Consider the following 19223-nt stretch of genomic DNA (forward strand, 5'->3'; position numbering starts at 1 on the left):
AACGTTTCAAGGCCGTTTCCCGGGACTCAGCCGAAGCCTCCCCGGAGGGTCGTCCGGCCGCCGTCGGGGGCGATGAGCACGACGGAGTACGTGTCGGCGGAGGCGTCGCGGGTGCCCTCGGCGTGGTTGTACTGGGCGGCGAAGGTGTGCGGGCCGGCGGGGACCGCGCGGCCCTCCTTCAGCGTCCAGCGGTAGACGAGGGCTCCGGGTTCCTCCGCGACGGCGACCGTGAAGTCGTCGGCGGGACGGGTCTGCCAGTGGCCGGTGCGGACGACGCCGCCGGTGAGGGCGACGCGCAGCTCGACCGTGAGGGCGGTGACCTCGGCGTCCGTGGTGACGGCGAGGTCGCTCTGCGCCCACCAGCGGTTGCTTCCGGGGTCGATGGTGCCGGCCGCGCGGGCCGTCGGGCCGGGCACGGCGGCGACCGGCGGGGGCGCGGGCCGGTCCTGGAGGGTGGTGGCGGCGAGGCCGCCGAGGCCGAGGACCCCGGCGACGGTGGCGGCCACGGCGACCGCGACCGTCCAGCGGCGGCGGGGCGGGGCGGCGCGGCCGGGCGGCGGGGCGGCCATGCCGCGCTCGACGCGGGCCAGCATCCGGGCGTGGTCGGGGCGGTGCGCGGCCGCCGCCTCGCGCAGTTCGCCGCGCAGGCGTGTCTCGTCCATCAGCGCCTCCCCGCGGCGAGTTCGGTGGCGGCCCGACCGTCGAGCAGCCTCTGGAGTTCGGCCATTCCCTTGGCGGTCTGGCTCTTGACCGTGCCGACGGAGACGCCGAGGGCCAGGGCGGTGTCGCGCTCGGAGAGGTCGAAGGCGTGGCGCAGGACGACGCAGGCGCGCTTGCGGAAGGGCAGGGCGCGCAGCGCGGTCCGTACGTCGACGACGGCGGGCACGTCGGGGTCCTCGGTGTGCTCCGGGCGGCGGTCCCAGAAGGCGGCGATGCGGCGGCGCTCGCGGACGGTGCCCCGGATGCGGGTGCGGACGAGGTTGGCGACGACGCCGCGCGCGTAGGCGGCGGGGTGTTCGGCGGCGCGGACCCGGTCCCAGCGGTGCCAGAGGGCGAGCATGGCGTCGGCGGCGAGGTCGTCCGCGGCGTCGGTCTCGCCGGTCAGGAGGTGGGCGAGGCGGGCGAGTTCGGCGTAGTGGCGGTCGAAGAAGTCGCGGAACTCGGCGGCGCGGTCGCGCTCCTCGCCGGGGTCAGCGGCGGGCACTGCCGTCCCCCGGTGCGGTGGGCGCCGGGCCGGTGGCGGCGCGGACGGTGAGGTGGGGGGCGAGGAGTTCGGTGCCGCGGGCGGGCTCGCCGCGCAGCCGCGCGACGAGCCGCTCGACGGCGATCCGTCCCATGTCCTGGGCGGGCACGGCGACGGCGGTGAGCGGTACGGAGGCGTGCGCGGCGACCTGGTCGGGGCAGACGGCGGCGACGGAGACGTCCTCGGGGACGGCCCTGCCCTGGTGGCGCAGGACGGCGAGGAGCGGTTCGACTGCGGCCTCGTTCTGCACGAGGAGGGCGGTGGTGCCGGGGCGTTCCTCGAAGATCCGGGTGACGGCGGCGGAGACGGCCGCGTAGGTGCCGTCGACGGGCCGGTGGAGCAGGTCGAGGCCGTGTCCGGCGGCGGCGTCGCGGACGCCGGTGAGGGTGCGCTCGGCGTAGCCGGTCCCGCGGGCGTAGACGGCGGGGGGTTCGCCGAGGACGGCGAGGCGTCGGTGGCCGAGGCCGGCGAGGTGGTCGACGCAGCGGGCGCCGGCGGCGGCGAAGTCGAGGTCGACGCAGTCGAGTCCGGCGGTGTCGGCGGGCAGGCCGATGAGGACGGAGGGCCGTTCGGCCTCGCGGAGCAGGGGCAGGCGGGGGTCGTCGAGTTCGACGTCCATGACGATCATGCCGTCGGCGACGGCGCTGCCCTCGACGCGGCGGACGGCCTCGGGGCCCTCCTCGCCGGTGAGCAGCAGCACGTCGTAGCCGTGGGCGCGGGCCGTGGTGGTGACGGCCATGGCGATCTCCATCATCACCGGCACGTAGAGGCCGGTGCGCAGCGGCATCATCAGGGCGAGGATGCTGGTCTGGCCGCCGGCGAGGGCGCGGGCCCCGGCGTGCGGGCGGTAGCCGAGCTCGTCGATGGCGTCCTGGATGCGCTCGCGGGTGGCGGCGGAGATGGAGCGCTTGCCGCTGAGGACGTAGCTGACGGTGCTGGCCGACACACCGGCGTGACGGGCGACGTCGGCGAGGGTGACCACGTGCGCGCTCCTCGGCTGGTCCGGGGGTTTCTCCGGGTGGGTGGGGTGCCCGTCGACGACAGGGACCCCCGACCCTAAGCGGCCGCTCGTCGGACTGTCCAGGCGGGGCGCGAAGAGTCCAAGGGCCGGTGGCCCGGGTGGGGTTGTGCGGGGGCGCGCGGGGCGGTGGGATGGAACCGGTCGCGCAAGCGCTTTCTGGCGGGTGGTCCTTCTCCCCGCCCCTCCTTCCTCTCCCTCTCACGTCGCCTCTCCCTGGGAACGCCATGACCGATCTGCCCTGGTACACCTCCTTCGCCCCCGAGCGGGGCACGCTGCCGCCCCGCGCCTGGACGGGGGACTCGGACGCCGCGCGCCTGCCGCTCGGCGGCGACTGGGCCTTCCGCCTCTCCCCCGCCGCCGACGCGTGCGGCACCTCCTTCGCCGAGCCGGGCTTCGACGCCCGAGGCTGGCGGACCGTCCCGGTGCCGGGGCACTGGGTGCTCCAGGGCGAGGACGGGGAGTTCGGCGGGCCCGCGTACACGAACGTCCTCTACCCCTTCCCGGTCGACCCCCCGCACGTGCCCGACGAGAACCCGACCGGGGACCACCTGCGCCGGTTCGACCTGCCGGACGGCTGGCCGGCGGAGGGCGGGGCGGTGCTCCGCTTCGACGGCGTCGAGTCCTGTGCCCGGGTGTGGCTGAACGGCACGGAGCTGGGCTGGTTCAAGGGGTCGCGGCTCGCTCACGAGTTCGCGGTCGGGGAGCTGCTGCGGGAGCGGGACAACGTGCTCGCGGTCCGCGTGCACCAGTGGTCCTCGGGGTCGTACCTGGAGGACCAGGACCAGTGGTGGCTGCCCGGCATCTTCCGGGAGGTGACGCTGCTGCACCGGCCGTCCGGAGCGCCCGGCGACTTCTTCGTGCACGCCTCGTACGACCACGCGGCGGGGACCGGCGAGCTGCGGGTCGACTGCGACGTGCCCGCCCGGGTGCGGGTGCCGGAGCTGGGACTCGACCTGGCGGCCGGGGAGTCCGTCACGGTGCCGGTGGAGCCGTGGAGCGCCGAGGTGCCCCGGCTGTACGAGGGGGAGCTGACGGCCGGCGGGGAGCGGATCGGGCTGCGGATCGGCTTCCGTTCGGTGTACGTGGAGGAGGGCGTCCTGAAGGCGAACGGGCGGCGGATCCTCTTCCGGGGCGTGAACCGGCACGAGTTCCACCCCGAGACCGGCCGGACGCTGGATCTCGAAACGATGCGCGCCGACGTGGACTTGATGAAGCGTCACAACATCAACGCGGTACGGACCTCGCACTATCCGCCGCACCCGGCCTTCCTCGACCTGTGCGACTCCTACGGGCTGTGGGTGATCGACGAGGGCGACCTGGAGACGCACGGCTTCGAGGAGCTGGACTGGCGCGGCAATCCGGTGGACGACGAGCGGTGGACGCCCGCGCTGCTCGACCGGGCGGCCCGGCTGGTCGAGCGGGACAAGAACCATCCGTCGGTGGTGCTGTGGTCGCTCGGCAACGAGTGCGGCACGGGCGCCGGCCTCGGCGCGATGGCGCGCTGGATCCACGACCGGGACCCCTCACGGCCGGTGCACTACGAGGGCGACCGCTCCTGCGCCGACGTGGACGTGTACTCCCGGATGTACCCGCCGCACGCCGAGGTCGAGGAGATCGGCCGGCGCGCGGACGAGGGACCGGAGCGCCGCCGCGAACTCCCCTTCGTCCTCTGCGAGTACGCGCACGCGATGGGCAACGGCCCGGGCGGGCTCGACGAGTACCAGCGGCTCTTCGAGCGGTACGAGCGCTGCCAGGGCGGCTTCGTGTGGGAGTGGATCGACCACGGCCTGGCGCACCCGGTCCACGGGTACGGCTACGGCGGCGACTTCGGCGAGGAGCTGCACGACGGGAACTTCGTCTGTGACGGCCTGCTCTTCCCCGACCGCACGCCCTCGCCGGGCCTGGCCGCGTACAAGAAGGTGATCGAGCCGGTCCGGATCGAGCCGGGCGGACGGGCGGGCACGGCCCGGGTGACCAACCTCCACGACGTGGCGGACCTGTCGGGGTTCGCCTTCGCGTGGGAGTTCCTGGCGGACGGCGCGGTGGTGGCGGAAGGGGCCCTGGACGTACCGCCGTCGGCGCCCGGGGAGCAGGCCGAGGTGGAGCTCCCGGCCGTGCCGGAGCACCCGGCCGGCGCCGAGGGCGTGTGGACGGTACGCGCGCTGCTCGCGAAGGCGACGGCCTGGGCACCGGCCGGGCACGAGGTCGCGTGGGGCCAGCTGCCGGCGGCGGCACCGCGGCGGGCCCGGGGCCTCGGCGCGCGGGTCGCCGCCGTCGCGGACGGCGGCCGGATCGCCCTCGGACCGGCGGTCCTCGACGCCCGCACCGGCGTGCCGCTGCTCCTGGCGGGGCAGCCGGTCACCGGCTTCGGCCTCGACGTGTGGCGGGCGCCGACGGACAACGACGAGGGCGCGCCGTGGCAGCCCGACGCCCGCTTCGGCCCGCTGTGGCGGGAGCTGGGCCTGCACCGGATGCGGCACCGCACGGACGGGGTGGCCGTGGACGGCGAGGGGGTGACGGTGCGGGCCCGGGTGGCGCCCGCGGCCCGCGACGTCGGTCTCGCCGTCACGTACCGCTGGACCTCGGACGGCACGGCGGTGCGGCTCGGCGTGGACGTGGCGCCCGAGGGCGACTGGCCGGTGCCGCTCCCCCGGCTCGGCGTCCGGCTCGGCCTTCCGGCCGCGCTCGACCGGGCCGACTGGTACGGCGGCGGCCCCGGCGAGGCGTACCCGGACACCCGCGCGGCGGCCCGCCTCGGGACCTGGGGGTCCACGGTGGCCGGCCTGCAGACCCCGTACGTGCGCCCGCAGGAGAACGGCGCCCGGATCGACACCCGGTGGCTGGAGCTGACGGGCGGAGGCGCGGGACTGCGGATCGAGGGCGAGCCGTCGTTCTGGTTCACCGCCCGCCGCTGGACGCACGCGGAGCTGGACGCCGCCGCTCACCGCCCCGACCTGGTGCCGGGCGACACGCTGTGGCTGAACCTGGACCACGCGCTGCACGGCATCGGGTCGCAGTCCTGCGGCCCGGGCGTGCTGCCCGAGCACCGCCTGGAGGCGGCCCCGGCGTCCTTCTCGCTCTCCTTCGCGCCGCTCGGGTCATGGTGACGTAGGGCAGCGGACCGGCGGGCCGACCGGACGTCACCCGCCGGATCACCGCGATCGCGAGGACCGCGCGCAGGATGTCGAGGCTCTGGTCGACGGGGTCGCGGTAGTCGAAGGGGTCGAGGACGTCCTTGGACTGTTTCCGCCCGGGAAGGCGATGGCGCCGCCGCGACGGAGCACGGCGGCGGTGATCAGCGGCATCCTGCGGCCGCCCGCGGCTCACCGGCCGGGGCCCACGAGCCCGAACTCGTACGCGAGAATCACCAGGTGGACGCGGTCGCGGGCGGCGAGCCGGCCGAGCAGCCGGGCCACGTGGGCCTTGGCGGTGGCCGGGCTGATGAAGAGCTCCCCGGCGATCTCGTGGTTGGACAGTCCGCGCCCCACCAGGGTGAGCACCTCCCGCTCGCGGTCGGTGACGGCCTCCGGGAGGGGCCGGGCAGCGGGGACGACGGGGGCGGGCTGCCGGGCGAAGGCGGCGATCAGGCGGGTCGTCACGGCCGGGGCGATCAGCGCGTCCCCGCCCGCGACCACCCGGACGGCGCCCAGGATGTCGTCGAGGTCCATGTCCTTGACGAGGAAGCCGCACGCTCCGGCGCGCAGCGCCCCGTACACGTTCTCGTCGTCGTCGAAGGTGGTGAGGACCAGCACCCGGGCGCCGCTGGGGCCCTCGGAGATGAGCCGGGTCGCCTCGATGCCGTCCATGCCCGGCATCCGTACGTCCATCAGCACCACGTCGGGCCGGGTCCGCTCGGCCAGGGCGACCGCCTCGGCGCCGTCGGCGGCCTCGCCGACCACGTCGAGGTCGGGCGTCTCGGCGGCGAGCAGGCGCAGGCCCGCCCGGATGAGGGGCTGGTCGTCGACGAGGAGGAGCCGGACCGGGGCGGCCGTCACCGGGCCTCCTCCGGGACGGGCAGGCGGGCCGCGACGCGGAACCCGCCGCCCGGCCTCGGTCCGGCCGTGAACTCGCCGCGCAGGAGCGCGGCCCGCTCGCGCATGCCGGTGATGCCGTAGCCGGCGCCGGACCCCTGCCGGCCGTCCCCGCGGCCGCCGCTCCGGGCCGGGAGGCCGGGGCCGTCGTCCGTGATCTCGACGCCGACCGCGTCACCGCTCAGGTCGACGACGACCCGGCAGGCGTCGGTGTGCGCGTGCCGCACCACGTTGGTGACTCCTTCCTGCACGATCCGGTACACGGCGAGTTCCACGTCCGGCGGGAGCCCACGGGGCGTGCCGCGCCGCTCCAGGCCGACGCGCACGCCCGCGTCGGCGGTCGCCGCGACGAGCCGGTCGAGGTCCGCGAGGCCGGGCGCGGGTTCGCGCGGCGCGGCCTCGGGGTCGTCCGCGCGGAGGGCGACGAGCATCCGGCGCAGCCCGGCCAGGGTGTCCTTCCCGGTGCTCTCGATGGCGGCGAGCGCCCGGTGGGCCTCCTCCGGCCGTGCCCCGGCGACCCGGCGGCCGACACCGGCCTGGATGGTGATGACGCCGATGCTGTGGGCCACCATGTCGTGCAGCTCGCGGGCGATGCGGAGCCGTTCCGCCGTGACGGCCTCGGCCGCCTCCCTGGACCGCAGCTCCCGGGCGTGCCGGCGCCGCTCGCGCAGCAGGTGCCCGCCCGTCCACGCCAGCGCGGTGGTGAGCCCGAGGACGACGAGGTGCGAGACGTGCGTGTCCGCGCCCGTGCGCGCGAACACCAGGGAGAGGGCCTGGACGGCGAGGGTCGCGGCGGCCGCCGCGGCGGCGGCGCGGGGCCGGCGGGTGGCGGCCACGTACGCCACGCCGAGGGCGGCGAGGAGCGCCTGCGCCTGGCCGAGCTGCCAGCCGGCGGTCGTGCCGGGCGAGTACACGGCGGCGATCCGCGAGGAGGCGGCGATCGCGGCCGGGGCCGAACCGGCGAGCAGCACGCCGAGCGCGGTCCCCGGGTGGCGCGGGAAGAGCGGCACGACCAGGGCCGCCGACAGCACGGGGAGCGCCAGGCGGATCCCGGTGGGCTCCGCGGTGTGCAGGACCACGACGGTCGGCACCGCCAGGTAGGCGAGGGCGGCGACCCAGGTGAGCGCGCGGGTCACGGCCGGGGGAACGGTCATGCGGGAATCCTAGGAAGCGCCCGGGGACGGCGCATCGGCCCGGGGGCTTACGCCCGTGGGCGGCACGGCGGGCCCTGGAGCGCGCCCGCCGGCCGATGCGGGGAGGGGCGGTCCGGGGGCAGCGTGGACGGCGTGATCGAAGCGAACGCACTCACCAGACGCTATGGCCCCGTCACCGCGGTCGACCGGCTGTCCTTCACCGTCCGGCCGGGCCGTGTGACCGGCTTCCTCGGACCCAACGGGGCGGGCAAGTCCACCACCCTGCGCATGATCCTCGGTCTCACGACGCCGACCTCCGGCACGGTGACGGTCGACGGGCGGCCGTTCCGCGACCGGCCGCGCGGCCTCCGGCACGTCGGCGCCCTCCTCGACGCCCACGACGTGCACGGGGGCCGCACCGCCCGCGCCCACCTCTGCGCGCTGGCCCACGGCAACGGGCTTCCGGCCCGCAGGGTCGAGGAGGTCCTCGGGTCCGTGGGTCTCGCCGCGGCGGCCGGCCGGCGGATCGGCGGCTTCTCCCTGGGCATGAAGCAGCGGCTCGGGATCGCCGCCGCGCTCCTCGGCGACCCTCCGGTCCTCCTCTTCGACGAGCCGCTCAACGGCCTCGATCCGGAGGGCGTGCGGTGGGTGCGCGGCCTGTTCCGGTCGCTGGCCGCGGAGGGCCGGGCGGTCCTGGTCTCCAGCCACCTCATGGGCGAGATGGAGCACACCGCCGACGACCTGCTCGTGGTGGGCCGGGGCCGGGTGGTCGCGGCCGAGCCGCTCGCCGTCTTCGCCGCGCGGGGCGGGGGCACGACCGTCACGGTCCGCACCCCGGACCCGTCGGCCCTCGCCGACGCGCTGCGGGCCGAACCCGGAGCGGTGCTCCGGGAGGCGGATGACGGCGCCTGGACGGTGACCGGCGTGGGCGCCGAACGCGTCGGCGACCTCGCGCACGCGCACCGCGTACGGCTGCACGCACTGACCGCCACGACGGCCTCACTGGAGAAGGTGTTCCTGGAACTGACCGCCGACCGGGTCGAGTTCGGTGCCGCGCAGCCCGCCGGGCCGGGGACCGGACACCCGGAACACCCGGCCGCTCCCCCGCGCGTACCGCCCGTGTCCCGCCGTGAGGAGTCCGCCCGATGAGCGCCACCGCCCCCGTCCGCCACCTCGCCCCGCCGCCGGTCCGGGCGCTCTTCCGCCACCTGCTCCGCTCGGAGTGGATCAAACTGTGGTCGCTGCGCTCGACCCCGTACGCCCTCGGCCTGGGCGGCCTCGTGGTGACCGGGATCTGCGTCAACGCGGCCCGGTCGAACGCCGACCGGCTCGACCGGGGTCCGCGCCCGGGACGGGACGGCGCGCCCGACCCCGCTCCCTTCGCGTTCGACGCGCTCGGGACCGCGTTCGTCGATCCCGCCTGGCAGTTGCTGATGGTGCTCGCCGCCTGCCTCGGCGCGGCCGCGCTGTCCGGCGAGTACGCGACGGGCCTGGCGCGCACCACGTTCGCCGCCGTGCCGGACCGGCGGTCGGTCGTCGCGGCGAAGGCGGTCGTGGTGACGGCGGTGCTGCTGGTCTTCGGCGCCGGTGTGGCCCTGGCGTCGTTCGCGGCGACGCAGGCGCTGCTGCGGGACCACGGCGGGCTGTCGCTGTCGGATCCGGGCGCGGCGCGGGCCGTCGCCGCGTCCGCGCTGCTCGCGCCGGTGTGCGGGCTCGTGGGCATGGCGTCGGGCGCGCTGGTGCGCCACGCGGCCGGGGCCGCCGTCACGGTGATCGGCGTGCTCGTGCTGCTGCCCGCGCTGTTCCAGGGCGACACGTACCGCTGGGTCAGGGAGACGGGCCATCTGCTGCCCCTGGACGCCTGGGCGACGCTCGTCCGCGACCCGGCGCTGCCGGTCATGGAGAAGTACCCGGCGACGGTGGCGGAGGCGTGGACGGTCCTCGGCGCCTGGGGCGTGGCCGGGCTCGCCGTCGCGGTGGCGGCGGTCCGCCACCGCGACGTCTGAGCCGGCCCGGACACCGGGGCCGGACTATCCCTGGCGGACGGTCCCCCGGCGGAGCGCCCGCTCGGGCAGCAGGCCCTGGGCCCTCAACTCGGCGGCGACGAGCGCCGCGTACTCGGTGGCGCCGCGGACCGAGGTGTGGGTGTTGTCCCGCTTCTCGGTCGTCAGGTAGAGCGCCTTGGAGGGCTCGGGGCCGAGCTGTTCGACGCGGGCCCTGGTGAGGGCCGTGAGGTCGATCAGCGGGGTGGCCAGGGCGGTGGCGAGGGCCCGGATCTCGGCCGGGTGGTCGACGCCGAGGCCGTTGACGAGCAGGGCGATGCCGTTGTCCAGGGTGCCGTCCGCGTTGAACCAGCGGCGGACGATCGGGGTGACGAGGACGGGCTCGCCGCCCCGGGCCCGCACCCGCTCCACCAGGGTGGTGAGGTTGGCCCGGTAGCCGGCGGCGTCGGTCTGCTTGTCGTTGTGGGCGAGCTGGATCAGGACCGGGTCACCGGGGCGTATCGCGGCCTCCACCCGGTCGAAGAGGGCCGGGTTCGCGAGGAAGGTGACGGTGCTCTCGCCGCCGTCGGCGTGGTTGGCGACGGCCACCCCCCGCTTCAGGTGGACGGGCAGCCGCTGGCCCCAGCCGGTGTACGGGTCGCCGGGCTGGTCGCAGACGGTGGAGTCGCCGATCAGGAAGAGGCGGGTGGCCGTGGGGGCGGGAGTGACCCGGAGGGCCTCCACCCTCGGGGCGGCGCCGCCGAGCAGCAGGTCGAGGCCGGGAGTGCCGGTGGCGCCGGTGGGCTCGCCCTCGGGGTCGCGGACGTCGACGGTGAAGGAGCGGCGGACGCGTTCGCCGGCCCCGGTCGCGGTCTCGGCGAGCAGGGCGCGCCGGGTCTCGCCGCTGATCGCGGTCGCCCCCGCGGTGTCGCCGCCGAGGGTGACGGTGACGTCGTACGTGCCGGGCGGCAGGTCGAAGTGGCAGGCGAGGGCGCCGGTTTCGGCGGCCGGGGTGCAGTGGTCGAGGCCCTGGCCGTACGGGGTGGCGGCGTGGGCGGTGGCGGGTGCGGTGGCGGCGAGGAGCGCGAGCAGGCTCGCCGCGAGGACCACGGTCCTCTTCATCGGGCTTCTCCTGTCCGTCACTTGGGGAGGTGGTCGCCGACGAGGGCGAGGTTCTGGATGGCGGCGAGGCCGTAGAGGGCGGTGGTGTTGGTGCTGATCCAGAGGTGTTCGTAGCCGGGTTCGAGGGCCGCCGGCCCCTGGACGGGGGTCTTGTCCCAGACCATCGCGGACGTGTAGCCGTCGCTCTTGTCGAACCTGGCCCAGGCGCGCTGGGCGAGCTGGGCGTCGTTCAGCTGGGCGGCGGCGTAGGCGTCCTGGCGGGAGTGGCCCTGGAAGAGGAGGAGGGTGCCGAAGTTCTTGCCGTAGCGGGCGGCCTGTTCGGTCTTGGAGGCGTTGAAGTAGCGGCAGTAGTCGAGCCAGGCGGACCTGAAGTCCGGCATGTCGACGAGGTCGATGAGCTCCGCGCACATCTCGACGAGGCCGAACATGGCGGAGAGGTGGGAGACGCCGACGACGGGCTGCTCGGCGACCGCGAAGCGGCCGGTGTCGAGGTCGTAGAGGCCCGTGCCCTGCACGAAGCCGTTCGGCTGGGCGGCGATGGTCTCCATGGTGGAGCGCAGCCGCGCCTCCGCCTTCGCCGCCTTGGGCCCGCCGCGCTCCCACTCGGTGAGCCAGGCGGCGGCGAGACCGCTCCAGTCGGTGCCGAAGCCGATGGAGAGGGCGTGGCGGTCGGGGGTGTAGGGCTCGGTGCGGATCTTGCGGATGGGGTCGAGGACGAGGAAGGTCTCGTCGGAGTCGACCAGGTCGTGCATGAGGTCGCCGACGCGCTCGTCGGCGGTGAGGAAGTAGTAGGGCCGACGGTAGACGGCGGTCGAGATCCGCTGCTGCTTGGCGCTGCACGCGAAGTGCTGGACGCCGTGGCGAGTGCCGAGCCCGGCCCACTGGCCCAGGTGGTAGACGTCGACCTCGCCGGTGTGCCGGGTCATGGCCTCGGCGAAGCGGAAGACGTCGGAGCGGCCGGAGCGCAGGTAGGCGTACCAGAGCCACAGGTCGGGCGAGAGCTCGGAGTTGTCCCAGGCGTAGCCGCCGACGTCGTACCGCCACTGGTGCCGGTCCTCGTCGTACGTGTGCATGATGTCGCCGTAATCCCAGAAGCCGTACCAACGGCGCTGTTCGGCCTGGTCCTTGTAGTAGGCGAAGAGGTAGTCGAGCCGGTCCTCGATCCGCGCCTTCGCGGGGGTGGAGCGGTCGACCGGCGAGAACAGTCCGCCGAAGACGCGGGCCCGGACCAGGTCCTCGGGGCTCGCGGCGAGCTGCGGCGGGACGCGGACGGCGGCGGCCTGGGCGACGAGGGCGCTCGCGGTCGGGGTGGCGGCGTTGGCCCAGAACATCAGCTCGCTGGTGCGGGCGATGCCGTAGGGGGTCCCGAAGCCGGGCTCGTAGTCCTCGTAGGTGATGTTGAGGCCTTCGAGCTGCTCGGGGAAGGTGTCCTGACCCATGCCGTCGTGGTAGAAGCGCAGGTCCATGGGCTGTGCCTCGGGCGACCAGAGCCAGAGGGTGACCTCGGCCTCGTCGCCCGCCGCGCCCCGGACGTCGAGCTGCGCGGGGTGCTTCTGCCAGAAGTCCCGCAGCCCGAAGGAGAGGCCACCGCTCACGCCCCCGACGTAACCGAATCCGCCGGCGCGCCGCCCGCCGCCGGCGGGGATCCACCCGTGACCGTCCTGTGTGCGCTTGCGGATGCCGAACCCGTCCGCGGTGAGCTGCGAGAGCGTGTAGTCGCCCCACGTGGGGATGTACTGCAGCCGGCTGGTGACCCGCTGGTCCCAGGTGGCCGGGTCGGGCAGCCGCTCCCCCTTGACCTGCGCGGCGCGGACGGCGGCGCCGGGGTCGCGGCGCAGACCGGTGATGCCCTGGACGGCCTCGGTGAGGAAGCCCGCGCCCTCGCCGGCGAGACGGACGTGCCGGTCGTAGGAGGCGTCGCGCATCGGGACGGTGAAGCGGACGCCGAGTCCGCGGATGAAGTCCTTGTTCTGGTCGCCGTCGTAGGTGATCGTGTGGATCATCCGGAGGGCCTCGGAGCCGGCGTAGAAGTAGAGCCGGACGGAGAACGGCAGCCAACTCCGGCTTCCCTTGCGGTGCTTGCCGTCGATCCGGACCACGGCCCGTACGGGACCGGCCTGTTCGACGACGGCGCCGGAGATCTCGCCGTCGAACCGCTCCCACTTGGCGTTCCCCTGGTCGCCGTCGTCGAGGTCGCTCTGCCGCAGCAGCACGAGCCGCCCGTCGGTGGCGATCCTCACTCCGTCGCGGGTGAGGGACTCGACGAGCTTGCCGCCGTCCTTCCACAGCACGGCCTTGACGACACCGGTGTCGACGGTGATCCTGCGGTCGGTCTCGGTGACGGCGACCTGCCGCGCGCCGGCCGCGGGCGCACCGGGCGCGAGCGCGTACCGCTCGGCCCCGGCCGCCTCGGGCCCCACCGCGTGCGCGGTCCACTTCAGCGACCCGTCGGGCCAGCGGGCGGTCGTCCACGTCTGTACGGGCACGGGGGCCCCGTCGGCGGTGGTGAGCGCGAACTCCCGGTCCCCCGGGTGCACGCCCTTCGGCCAGGCGACCCCGAAGGTCGACCCGCCGGCGGCCCCGAGCCCGCCCGGCTCCAGCCAGGTGATGCTCGCGGGCCGCTCCTCGGCGGCCGGCTCGGCGGCGGGCGCGGCCTGCGCCTCGCTCCGCCCGAGCGCCCAGCTGAACTGGGCGGCGGCACCGGCGACGGCCGCCGCCTTGAGGAGGGAACGACGAGGTATCGAGGACACGTGGACTCCTTTCGAGGGCACGCCTGCGGCACGCCCGAGGGAGGGGAGGAGCGGAGGAGGCGCGGAGGAGGCGCGGGGGTGCGGGGGTGCGGGGATAGGGGGAGGTACGCGGGTACGCGTGCGCGTGGGACGCGTAGGCACACGGGGTGCGTGTGCACGTGGGTGTCTGCGCACGTGAGTGTCTGCGCACGTGGGGTACATGTGCACGTGGGTACGGAGCCGGGCGCGCGGTCCCGCGGGCCGGCGGGCCCGCGCCGCCCGGCGCGGCGGTCCCGGCCCGGGAGCCCCCGCCCCGGAGAGGGGCAAGGGGGTCAGACGGCCGCGGGGGCGCCCGTACGGCGCTCGGCGGCGAGGGCCCCGGCGACCAGGAGGCCCAGGGCGGGCAGCGCCAGCGGGGCGGAGAACCAGGCGGAGGCGGCGACGACCGCCAGGCCGCAGACGACGAGCAGGGAGCCGGTCGGGTCCCGCAGCGAGCGGCGCCAGGCGCCCGGGAGCAGCGCCCGCCAGGTCGCGCCCGGCCGCCAGGCGGTGGCCGCCCGGAGCACGGTGACGGTCGCCCAGAGCACCGCGAGGATCGCGAGGGCCCCGGCCGCGCGCCCGCCGGGCACCGGCAGCGCCCGTACGAGCGCGAGGTCGGCCCCGACCAGGGCGAGCGCCGCCCACCAGGCCAGGCCCACCGCCCAGCCGCCGCCCCGCAGGGCGCCGCGCAGCTCGGCGGCGAAGGAGCGCAGCCCGGTCTCCTGGTCCTCGACGGTGCGCCGCAGGTGCCCGGCGCCGGCGGCGAGCGCCGCCGGCAGGGTGACGAGCGGGAGCGCGGCGACGGCGATCCACACCCCCGTCAGCAGGCACTCGGCGAAGACGGCGAAGCGAGCGAGGAAGCGCGCGCCGCGCACCGGGGCGCCGGCGGTGGTCACTTGAGCCCCGAGGTGGCCATGCCGTCGATCAGGTACCGCTGGAAGGCGAGGAAGAAGGCGACCACGGGCAGCAGCGCCACCAGCGACATCGCGATCATGCCGCCGTAGTTGGCGACGCCGTCCTGGTCGACGAACATCTTGAGGCCCAGCGACACGGTGTACTTCTCGGGTTCGTTGAGGTAGATCAGCGGGCCCATGAAGTCGTTCCACGCGTTGATGAAGGTGAAGATCGCGCTGGTGATCAGCGCCGGCCGGCACAGCGGCAGCACGATCGACCAGTACGTCCGCAGGTGCCCGCACCCGTCGAGCCGGGCCGCCTCGTCCAGCTCCTTCGGCAGCCCGCGCATGAACTGCACCATCAGGAAGACGAAGAAGGCATCCGTGGCGAGGTACTTGCCGAGCAGCAACGGCGTGTACGTGTTGATGAGTTCGAGCTTCTGGAAGAGCACGTACTGCGGGATGAGCAGCACGTGGTACGGCAGCAGCAGGGTGCCGATCATCAGCGTGAAGAGCAGATTGCGGCCGGCGAAGCCGATCTTGGCGAAGGCGTAGGCGGCGAGCGAGCTGGAGACCAGCACGCCGACGACCGAAGCGAGGGCCAGGAAGAGCGAGTTGCCGAAGAAGGTGGAGATGGGGATGTCGGCGATGCCGTCGGCGAGCCGCCGGTAGTTGTCGGTGATGGGGTCCGTCGGCAGGACGTTCAGGCTGCCGACGATCTCGTCGTTCGGCTTGAACGACCCGCCGATCACCCACATCACCGGGTAGAGCACCACCGCGAGGACGGCCAGCGAGCCGAGGTGCCAGGCGAGAGACCCGGCACGGAAGCCCCGCGCTCCGGTACGGACGAGGCTCATCGGCCCCCCTCCTCGTAGTGCACCCAGCGCCGCTGGGACCAGAACAGGACCGCCGTGACCAGGCCGACGGCGAGCAGCAGCATCCAGGCCATGGCGGAGGCGAGGCCCATCCGGCTGTTCTCGAAGCCCTGGACGTAGAGGTAGCAGGTGTAGACGAGGGTGCCGTCGGCCGGACCGCAGGCGTTGCCCTGGCTTCCGATGATGTAGGCGGAGCCGAAGATCTGGAAGGAGTGGATGGTCTCCAGGAGCACGTTGAAGAAGAGCACCGGGGAGATCATCGGCAGGGTGATGCTCCAGAACCTGCGCCACGGTCCGGCGCCGTCCATCTGCGCGGCCTCGTACAGCTCGCGGGGCACCTGCTTGAGCCCGGCGAGGAAGATGACCATGGGAGCGCCGAACTGCCAGACGGTGAGCGCCACCAGAGCGTAGATGATCTTGTCGGGGTCGCCGATCCAGCCGCCCGGGTCGAGGCCGATCAGCTGCTGGGCCCGGTCGACGGGCGCGTTGTCGGCGAAGAGGGCGCGCCAGACGATGGCGATGGAGACGCTGGCGCCGATGAGCGAGGGGGCGTAGAACGCGGCCCGGTAGAAGCCCTGTCCGCGCCGGCTCTGGTTGAGGAGGAGGGCGACGCCGAGGGCGGCGGCCAGCTTCAGCGGGGTGCCGAGGACCACGTACCAGCCGGTGACCTCGACGGAGGTGCGCCAGCGGGGGTCGCCGAACATCTCGGTGAAGTTGTCGAGCCCGATCCAGCGGGGGGCATCGAAGAGGTTGTAGTCGGTGAAGGCGAAGTAGAGCGAGACGGCCATGGGCCCCGCGGTCAGCAGCAGGAAGCCGGTGATCCAGGGGGACATGAAGAGGTAGCCGGCGAGGTTCTCGCGGGCGTTGCGGCGCCGGGGGGCGCGGCCCGCCGTCCGGCGGGGGCGCCCGACCGAGGGGGCGGGGACCGCGGGCGCGGCCCCCTCCCCCGGCGGGGCCGCCGCCGGGGACTCCGGCGCGGCGGGGTTCGGTGCGGTGGTCACGGCGGCGTCCATCAGGCCGAGAGGGCCGTCTTCGCCTCGGTGAAGTACTGCTTCACCGCGTCGGCGACGGTCCGGGTGCCGAGGGACATCTCCTCGGACAGGCGCAGGAAGGCCGCCTCGCAGACGTCGGCGCCGGCCGGGTGCGGGGTGATCGGCTCCAGGACACGGCTCTCGACGAGCTGCTTCTCGTACGCGGCGATCTGCTTGCCGACCTCGTCGGTGGGGACGTAGGCCGCGTTCTGCGCCTCCGTGGCGGGGACGCCGCGGTCGTAGCCCATGATCGCGCCGACCTCGGGGTCGTGGACCATGAAGTCGATGAACTGGGCGACTTCCTTGGGGTGCTTGGTGCGCTTGGAGGCGCTGAGCATGAGCGAGCCGAGGTACTGGCCGGTGCGCTTGCCGTCGGTGGTGGGGATGGGCGCGAGGCCGTACCGGCTCTTGCCCTCGGAGGCGTAGCGGACGGTGAAGTTGTCCCAGGTGAACTCGCAGCCGGCGAGTTCGGCGGTGACCGCCGACTTCGGCTTGGCCTGGATGGTCTTCTTCGGGTCGGCGTAGACGCCGGACTTCACGCGTTCGGCGGCCTTGTTCCACCAGTCCGTCAGATCGGCCTCGGTGAAGCCGAGTCCGGAGGCGGTGAAGAAGGCCTTGCCCTGCTGGCGCAGGAACAGGTCGTACAGGTACATGATCCCGTAGGGTCCGGCGTCGCCGGCCCGGCCGGCCGTCTCCTGGATCCTCGCCAGGGCGTCGTGGTACTCGTCCCAGGTCCAGCCGGGCTTGGGGGTGACCTTGGCCTTGGCGAAGACGGTCTCGTCGACGACGAGGGCCATCGAGTTGGAGCCGACGGGGACGCCGACGAGCTTGCCGTCGACCTCTCCGAACTTCTCCAGGCCGGCCCGGAAGCCCTCCAGGCGGAGGTTCCCGGCCTCGACCTGCTCGCGCAGGTCGAGGAGGACGTTCTTGGCGTCGTACTTGCGCAGGAAGCCGATGGCGTTCTGGAAGACGTCGGGCGTGTTGCCGCCGGACGCCTGGGTGTTGAACTTCTTCCAGAAGTCGGCGTACGGCTGGAAGTCGGTCTTCACCTTGATCTTCGGGTACTTCTTCTCGAAGAGGGCGATCGACTGGTTGATCCGCTTGGCGCGGTCGTCGGAACCCCACCAGGTGTACCGGATGGTGACGGTTCCGTCGCCGCCGGCGGAGTCGGAGCCGCCTCCGCAGCCCGCCGCGGTCAGGCCGAGTGCCGCCACCGAGCCACCCGTGATCTTCAGCAGACTCCGACGGTCGACAGTGCCATGAGTACGCACAGTTCGTCCTCCCGCGCGTGATTAGAACGTTTCAGGAAAGCGCTTGCTGGGTCACCGTAGGGTTGCCCGTCAGCCACGTCAACGCTTCGGACAGGATCTTTCGAAGCGCTTCGAACCCCGGGCGCACCCCACCACAGTGAAAGGATTCAAAGAGGGGCCGGTCAGGCCAGCCGGATGACGTTCCAGGACATCGGCTCCAGGACCGCCCTCAGGACCCCGCCCACGAGCTCCGTGCCGGCCACCGCGTGGGGCACCACCCGGTCGGGCGCGGCCAGGGTGTTGCGGGCCTCCGGATCGGCGTCGGCGAGCGCGCTGTGCTCCACCACCTCGGCCAGGCCGAAGCCGCGCAGCGTCACGTCGAGCGGCAGCGCCCGGTGCCGGTCGCGGTTGACCGCGAAGACCGTCACGCTCCCGTCCTCCGCCCGCACGGCGGTCGCGTGCAGCAGCGGCACCTCGCCGTACTTCTCGGTGCGGTACGCCGGCGAGACCGGCCGCACGTCGAGCACGGTCCCGCGTCCGTACCGCGCGGCCTGGGCGAACGGATAGAAGGTCGTCTGCCGCCACGCGGGCCCGCCGGGCTCGGTCATGATCGGCGCGATCACGTTCACGAGCTGGGCCAGGCAGGCCACGGCGATCCGGTCGGCGTGCCGCAGCAGCGTGATGACGAGCGAGCCGAAGACGACCGCGTCGGTGACCGTGTAGACGTCCTCCAGGAGCCGCGGCGCCTCCTGCCAGTCGTCGAAGGGGTGCGGGTTGGGACGGCGCTGGTACCAGACGTTCCACTCGTCGAACGAGAGCGTGAGCCGCTTCTCCGACTTCAGCCGCGCGGCCACGTGGTCGCAGGTGGCGACGACCTCCTCGATGAACGCCTCCATGTGGACGGCGGAGGCGAGGAAGGAGTCCCGGTCGCCGTCCGTCTCCTCGTAGTAGGCGTGCAGCGAGACGTGGTCGACCACCTCGTACGTCTCCGCCAGCACCGTCGCCTCCCAGGCCGCGAAGGTCGGCAGGTCACGGGCGGAGCTGCCGCAGGCGACGAGTTCCAGGTCCGGGTCGATCTGGCGCAGCGCGCGGGCCGTCTGGGCGGCGAGCCGGCCGTACTCCTCGGCGGTCTTCTGCCCCGTCTGCCAGGTGCCGTCCATCTCGTTCCCCAGGCACCACAGGCGGATGCCGAACGGGTCCTTGTCGCCGTGGCTCACCCGCAGGTCGGAGAGGGCCGTGCCGCCGGGGTGGTTGGCGTACTCGACGAGGTCCATCGCCTCCGCGATGCCCCGGGTGCCGAGGTTCACGGCCATCATCGGCTCGGCCTGCGGCCCCAGCTTCCGCAGGAACCCCATGAACTCGCTCAGCCCGAACCGGTTCGACTCGGTCGACCGCCAGGCGACGTCCAGCCGCCGCGGCCGCTCCTCGGCCGGCCCCACACCGTCCTCCCACCGGTACCCCGAGACGAAGTTCCCGCCGGGGTAGCGGACGGCCGTCACCCCCAGCTCGCGCACGAGGTCGAGGACGTCGGTGCGCAGGCCGTCGGCGGCGGCGGCGGGGTGGCCGGGCTCGTACACGCCGGTGTAGACACAGCGCCCGAGGTGCTCGACGAAGGAGCCGAAGAGGCGGGGGTCGACGGGGCCGACGGTGAAGTCGGGGTCGAGGGTGAAGCGGGCGGTGCGCTCGGGAAGTGACACGGAGAATCCTCTCGTTCGAGATTTCGGCCAACGGCCGCATGTCCGAACGAGAACGTAAGAGGGGGGTCGGCGTGGGGTCAATGGATCACCGGCGGTCTGGATCCTGGATCCAACCTCCGGGATCCGGGATCCGGGGGATCGGATCCCATAGATCGGATCCACGAGCTCGGATCCGGG

General features: G+C 74.2%; 15 protein-coding genes. 3 read left to right on the forward strand and 12 right to left on the reverse strand.

Annotated features, from left to right (window positions below):
- Positions 1-26: 26 nt before the first annotated feature.
- Genes AB0E19_RS04540 through AB0E19_RS04550 form a run of 3 tightly spaced genes read right to left on the reverse strand, consistent with a single transcriptional unit; the run spans position 27 to position 2225 of the window.
- The gene (locus tag AB0E19_RS04540; protein ID WP_362173112.1) at positions 27-662 is read right to left on the reverse strand and encodes a hypothetical protein; all 636 of its coding nucleotides are present in this window, start codon (positions 660-662) and stop codon (positions 27-29) included.
- Positions 662-1204 (reverse strand): SigE family RNA polymerase sigma factor, encoded by a 543-nt coding sequence (locus tag AB0E19_RS04545; protein WP_362173115.1) that lies wholly within the window; start codon positions 1202-1204, stop codon positions 662-664. Before AB0E19_RS04545 ends, AB0E19_RS04540 begins: the two co-directional genes overlap by 1 nt.
- Entirely contained in the window at positions 1191-2225 is a 1035-nt protein-coding gene (locus tag AB0E19_RS04550; protein ID WP_362173118.1) for a LacI family DNA-binding transcriptional regulator, read from the reverse strand. Before AB0E19_RS04550 ends, AB0E19_RS04545 begins: the two co-directional genes overlap by 14 nt.
- Before the next feature lie 263 nt (positions 2226-2488).
- Here AB0E19_RS04550 and AB0E19_RS04555 point away from each other — a divergent pair, with 263 nt between their 5' ends.
- Positions 2489-5371, forward strand: coding sequence for a glycoside hydrolase family 2 TIM barrel-domain containing protein (locus AB0E19_RS04555; protein WP_362173121.1), 2883 nt, complete (start codon positions 2489-2491; stop codon positions 5369-5371).
- Positions 5372-5587: 216 nt separating this feature from the next.
- Here AB0E19_RS04555 and AB0E19_RS04560 read toward each other — a convergent pair whose 3' ends face one another.
- Both AB0E19_RS04560 and AB0E19_RS04565 read right to left on the reverse strand, forming a co-directional pair.
- Entirely contained in the window at positions 5588-6259 is a 672-nt protein-coding gene (locus tag AB0E19_RS04560) for a response regulator transcription factor (RefSeq protein WP_362173124.1), read from the reverse strand.
- Positions 6256-7449, reverse strand: coding sequence for a sensor histidine kinase (locus AB0E19_RS04565; protein ID WP_362173127.1), 1194 nt, complete (start codon positions 7447-7449; stop codon positions 6256-6258). The genes AB0E19_RS04560 and AB0E19_RS04565 overlap by 4 nt, the downstream gene beginning before the upstream one ends.
- A gap of 132 nt (positions 7450-7581) precedes the next feature.
- On the opposite strand from AB0E19_RS04565, the gene AB0E19_RS04570 reads away from it, so the two are divergent.
- Together AB0E19_RS04570 and AB0E19_RS04575 are read left to right on the forward strand one after the other, a co-directional pair.
- The gene (locus AB0E19_RS04570; protein WP_362173130.1) at positions 7582-8577 is read left to right on the forward strand and encodes an ATP-binding cassette domain-containing protein; all 996 of its coding nucleotides are present in this window, start codon (positions 7582-7584) and stop codon (positions 8575-8577) included.
- A complete protein-coding gene (locus AB0E19_RS04575; RefSeq protein ID WP_362173133.1) occupies positions 8574-9434 on the forward strand; it encodes an ABC transporter permease in 861 nt (286 codons plus the stop codon). Before AB0E19_RS04570 ends, AB0E19_RS04575 begins: the two co-directional genes overlap by 4 nt.
- 24 nt (positions 9435-9458) lie before the next feature.
- Here the strand turns inward: AB0E19_RS04575 and AB0E19_RS04580 are convergent, their stop codons facing one another.
- The 7 genes from AB0E19_RS04580 to AB0E19_RS04610 all read right to left on the reverse strand — a co-directional run bounded on the left by AB0E19_RS04580 (position 9459) and on the right by AB0E19_RS04610 (position 19046).
- Positions 9459-10532: a rhamnogalacturonan acetylesterase gene (locus AB0E19_RS04580; protein ID WP_362173136.1), complete on the reverse strand. Its 1074-nt coding sequence runs from the start codon at positions 10530-10532 to the stop codon at positions 9459-9461.
- 17 nt (positions 10533-10549) lie between these two features.
- A complete protein-coding gene (locus AB0E19_RS04585) occupies positions 10550-13282 on the reverse strand; it encodes a Tat pathway signal sequence domain protein (protein WP_362173139.1) in 2733 nt (910 codons plus the stop codon).
- A 311-nt stretch (positions 13283-13593) separates the two neighbouring features.
- Positions 13594-14196, reverse strand: coding sequence for a hypothetical protein (locus AB0E19_RS04590; RefSeq protein WP_362173146.1), 603 nt, complete (start codon positions 14194-14196; stop codon positions 13594-13596).
- Entirely contained in the window at positions 14193-15050 is an 858-nt protein-coding gene (locus AB0E19_RS04595; RefSeq protein WP_362173149.1) for a carbohydrate ABC transporter permease, read from the reverse strand. Before AB0E19_RS04595 ends, AB0E19_RS04590 begins: the two co-directional genes overlap by 4 nt.
- Positions 15047-16069 carry a sugar ABC transporter permease gene (locus AB0E19_RS04600; RefSeq protein WP_362173152.1) on the reverse strand — a complete coding sequence of 341 codons (1023 nt, stop codon included), beginning with the start codon at positions 16067-16069 and terminating at the stop codon, positions 15047-15049. Before AB0E19_RS04600 ends, AB0E19_RS04595 begins: the two co-directional genes overlap by 4 nt.
- 11 nt (positions 16070-16080) lie before the next feature.
- Complete coding sequence (locus AB0E19_RS04605) at positions 16081-17370, reverse strand: extracellular solute-binding protein (RefSeq protein WP_362173156.1); 1290 nt, start codon at positions 17368-17370, stop codon at positions 16081-16083.
- Positions 17371-17531: 161 nt separating this feature from the next.
- The gene (locus AB0E19_RS04610; protein ID WP_362173159.1) at positions 17532-19046 is read right to left on the reverse strand and encodes an alpha-N-arabinofuranosidase; all 1515 of its coding nucleotides are present in this window, start codon (positions 19044-19046) and stop codon (positions 17532-17534) included.
- Between the last annotated feature and the right edge of the window lie 177 nt (positions 19047-19223).

The sequence above is a fragment of the Streptomyces sp. NPDC047974 genome (assembly GCF_040653375.1).
Taxonomy (GTDB): domain Bacteria; phylum Actinomycetota; class Actinomycetes; order Streptomycetales; family Streptomycetaceae; genus Streptomyces.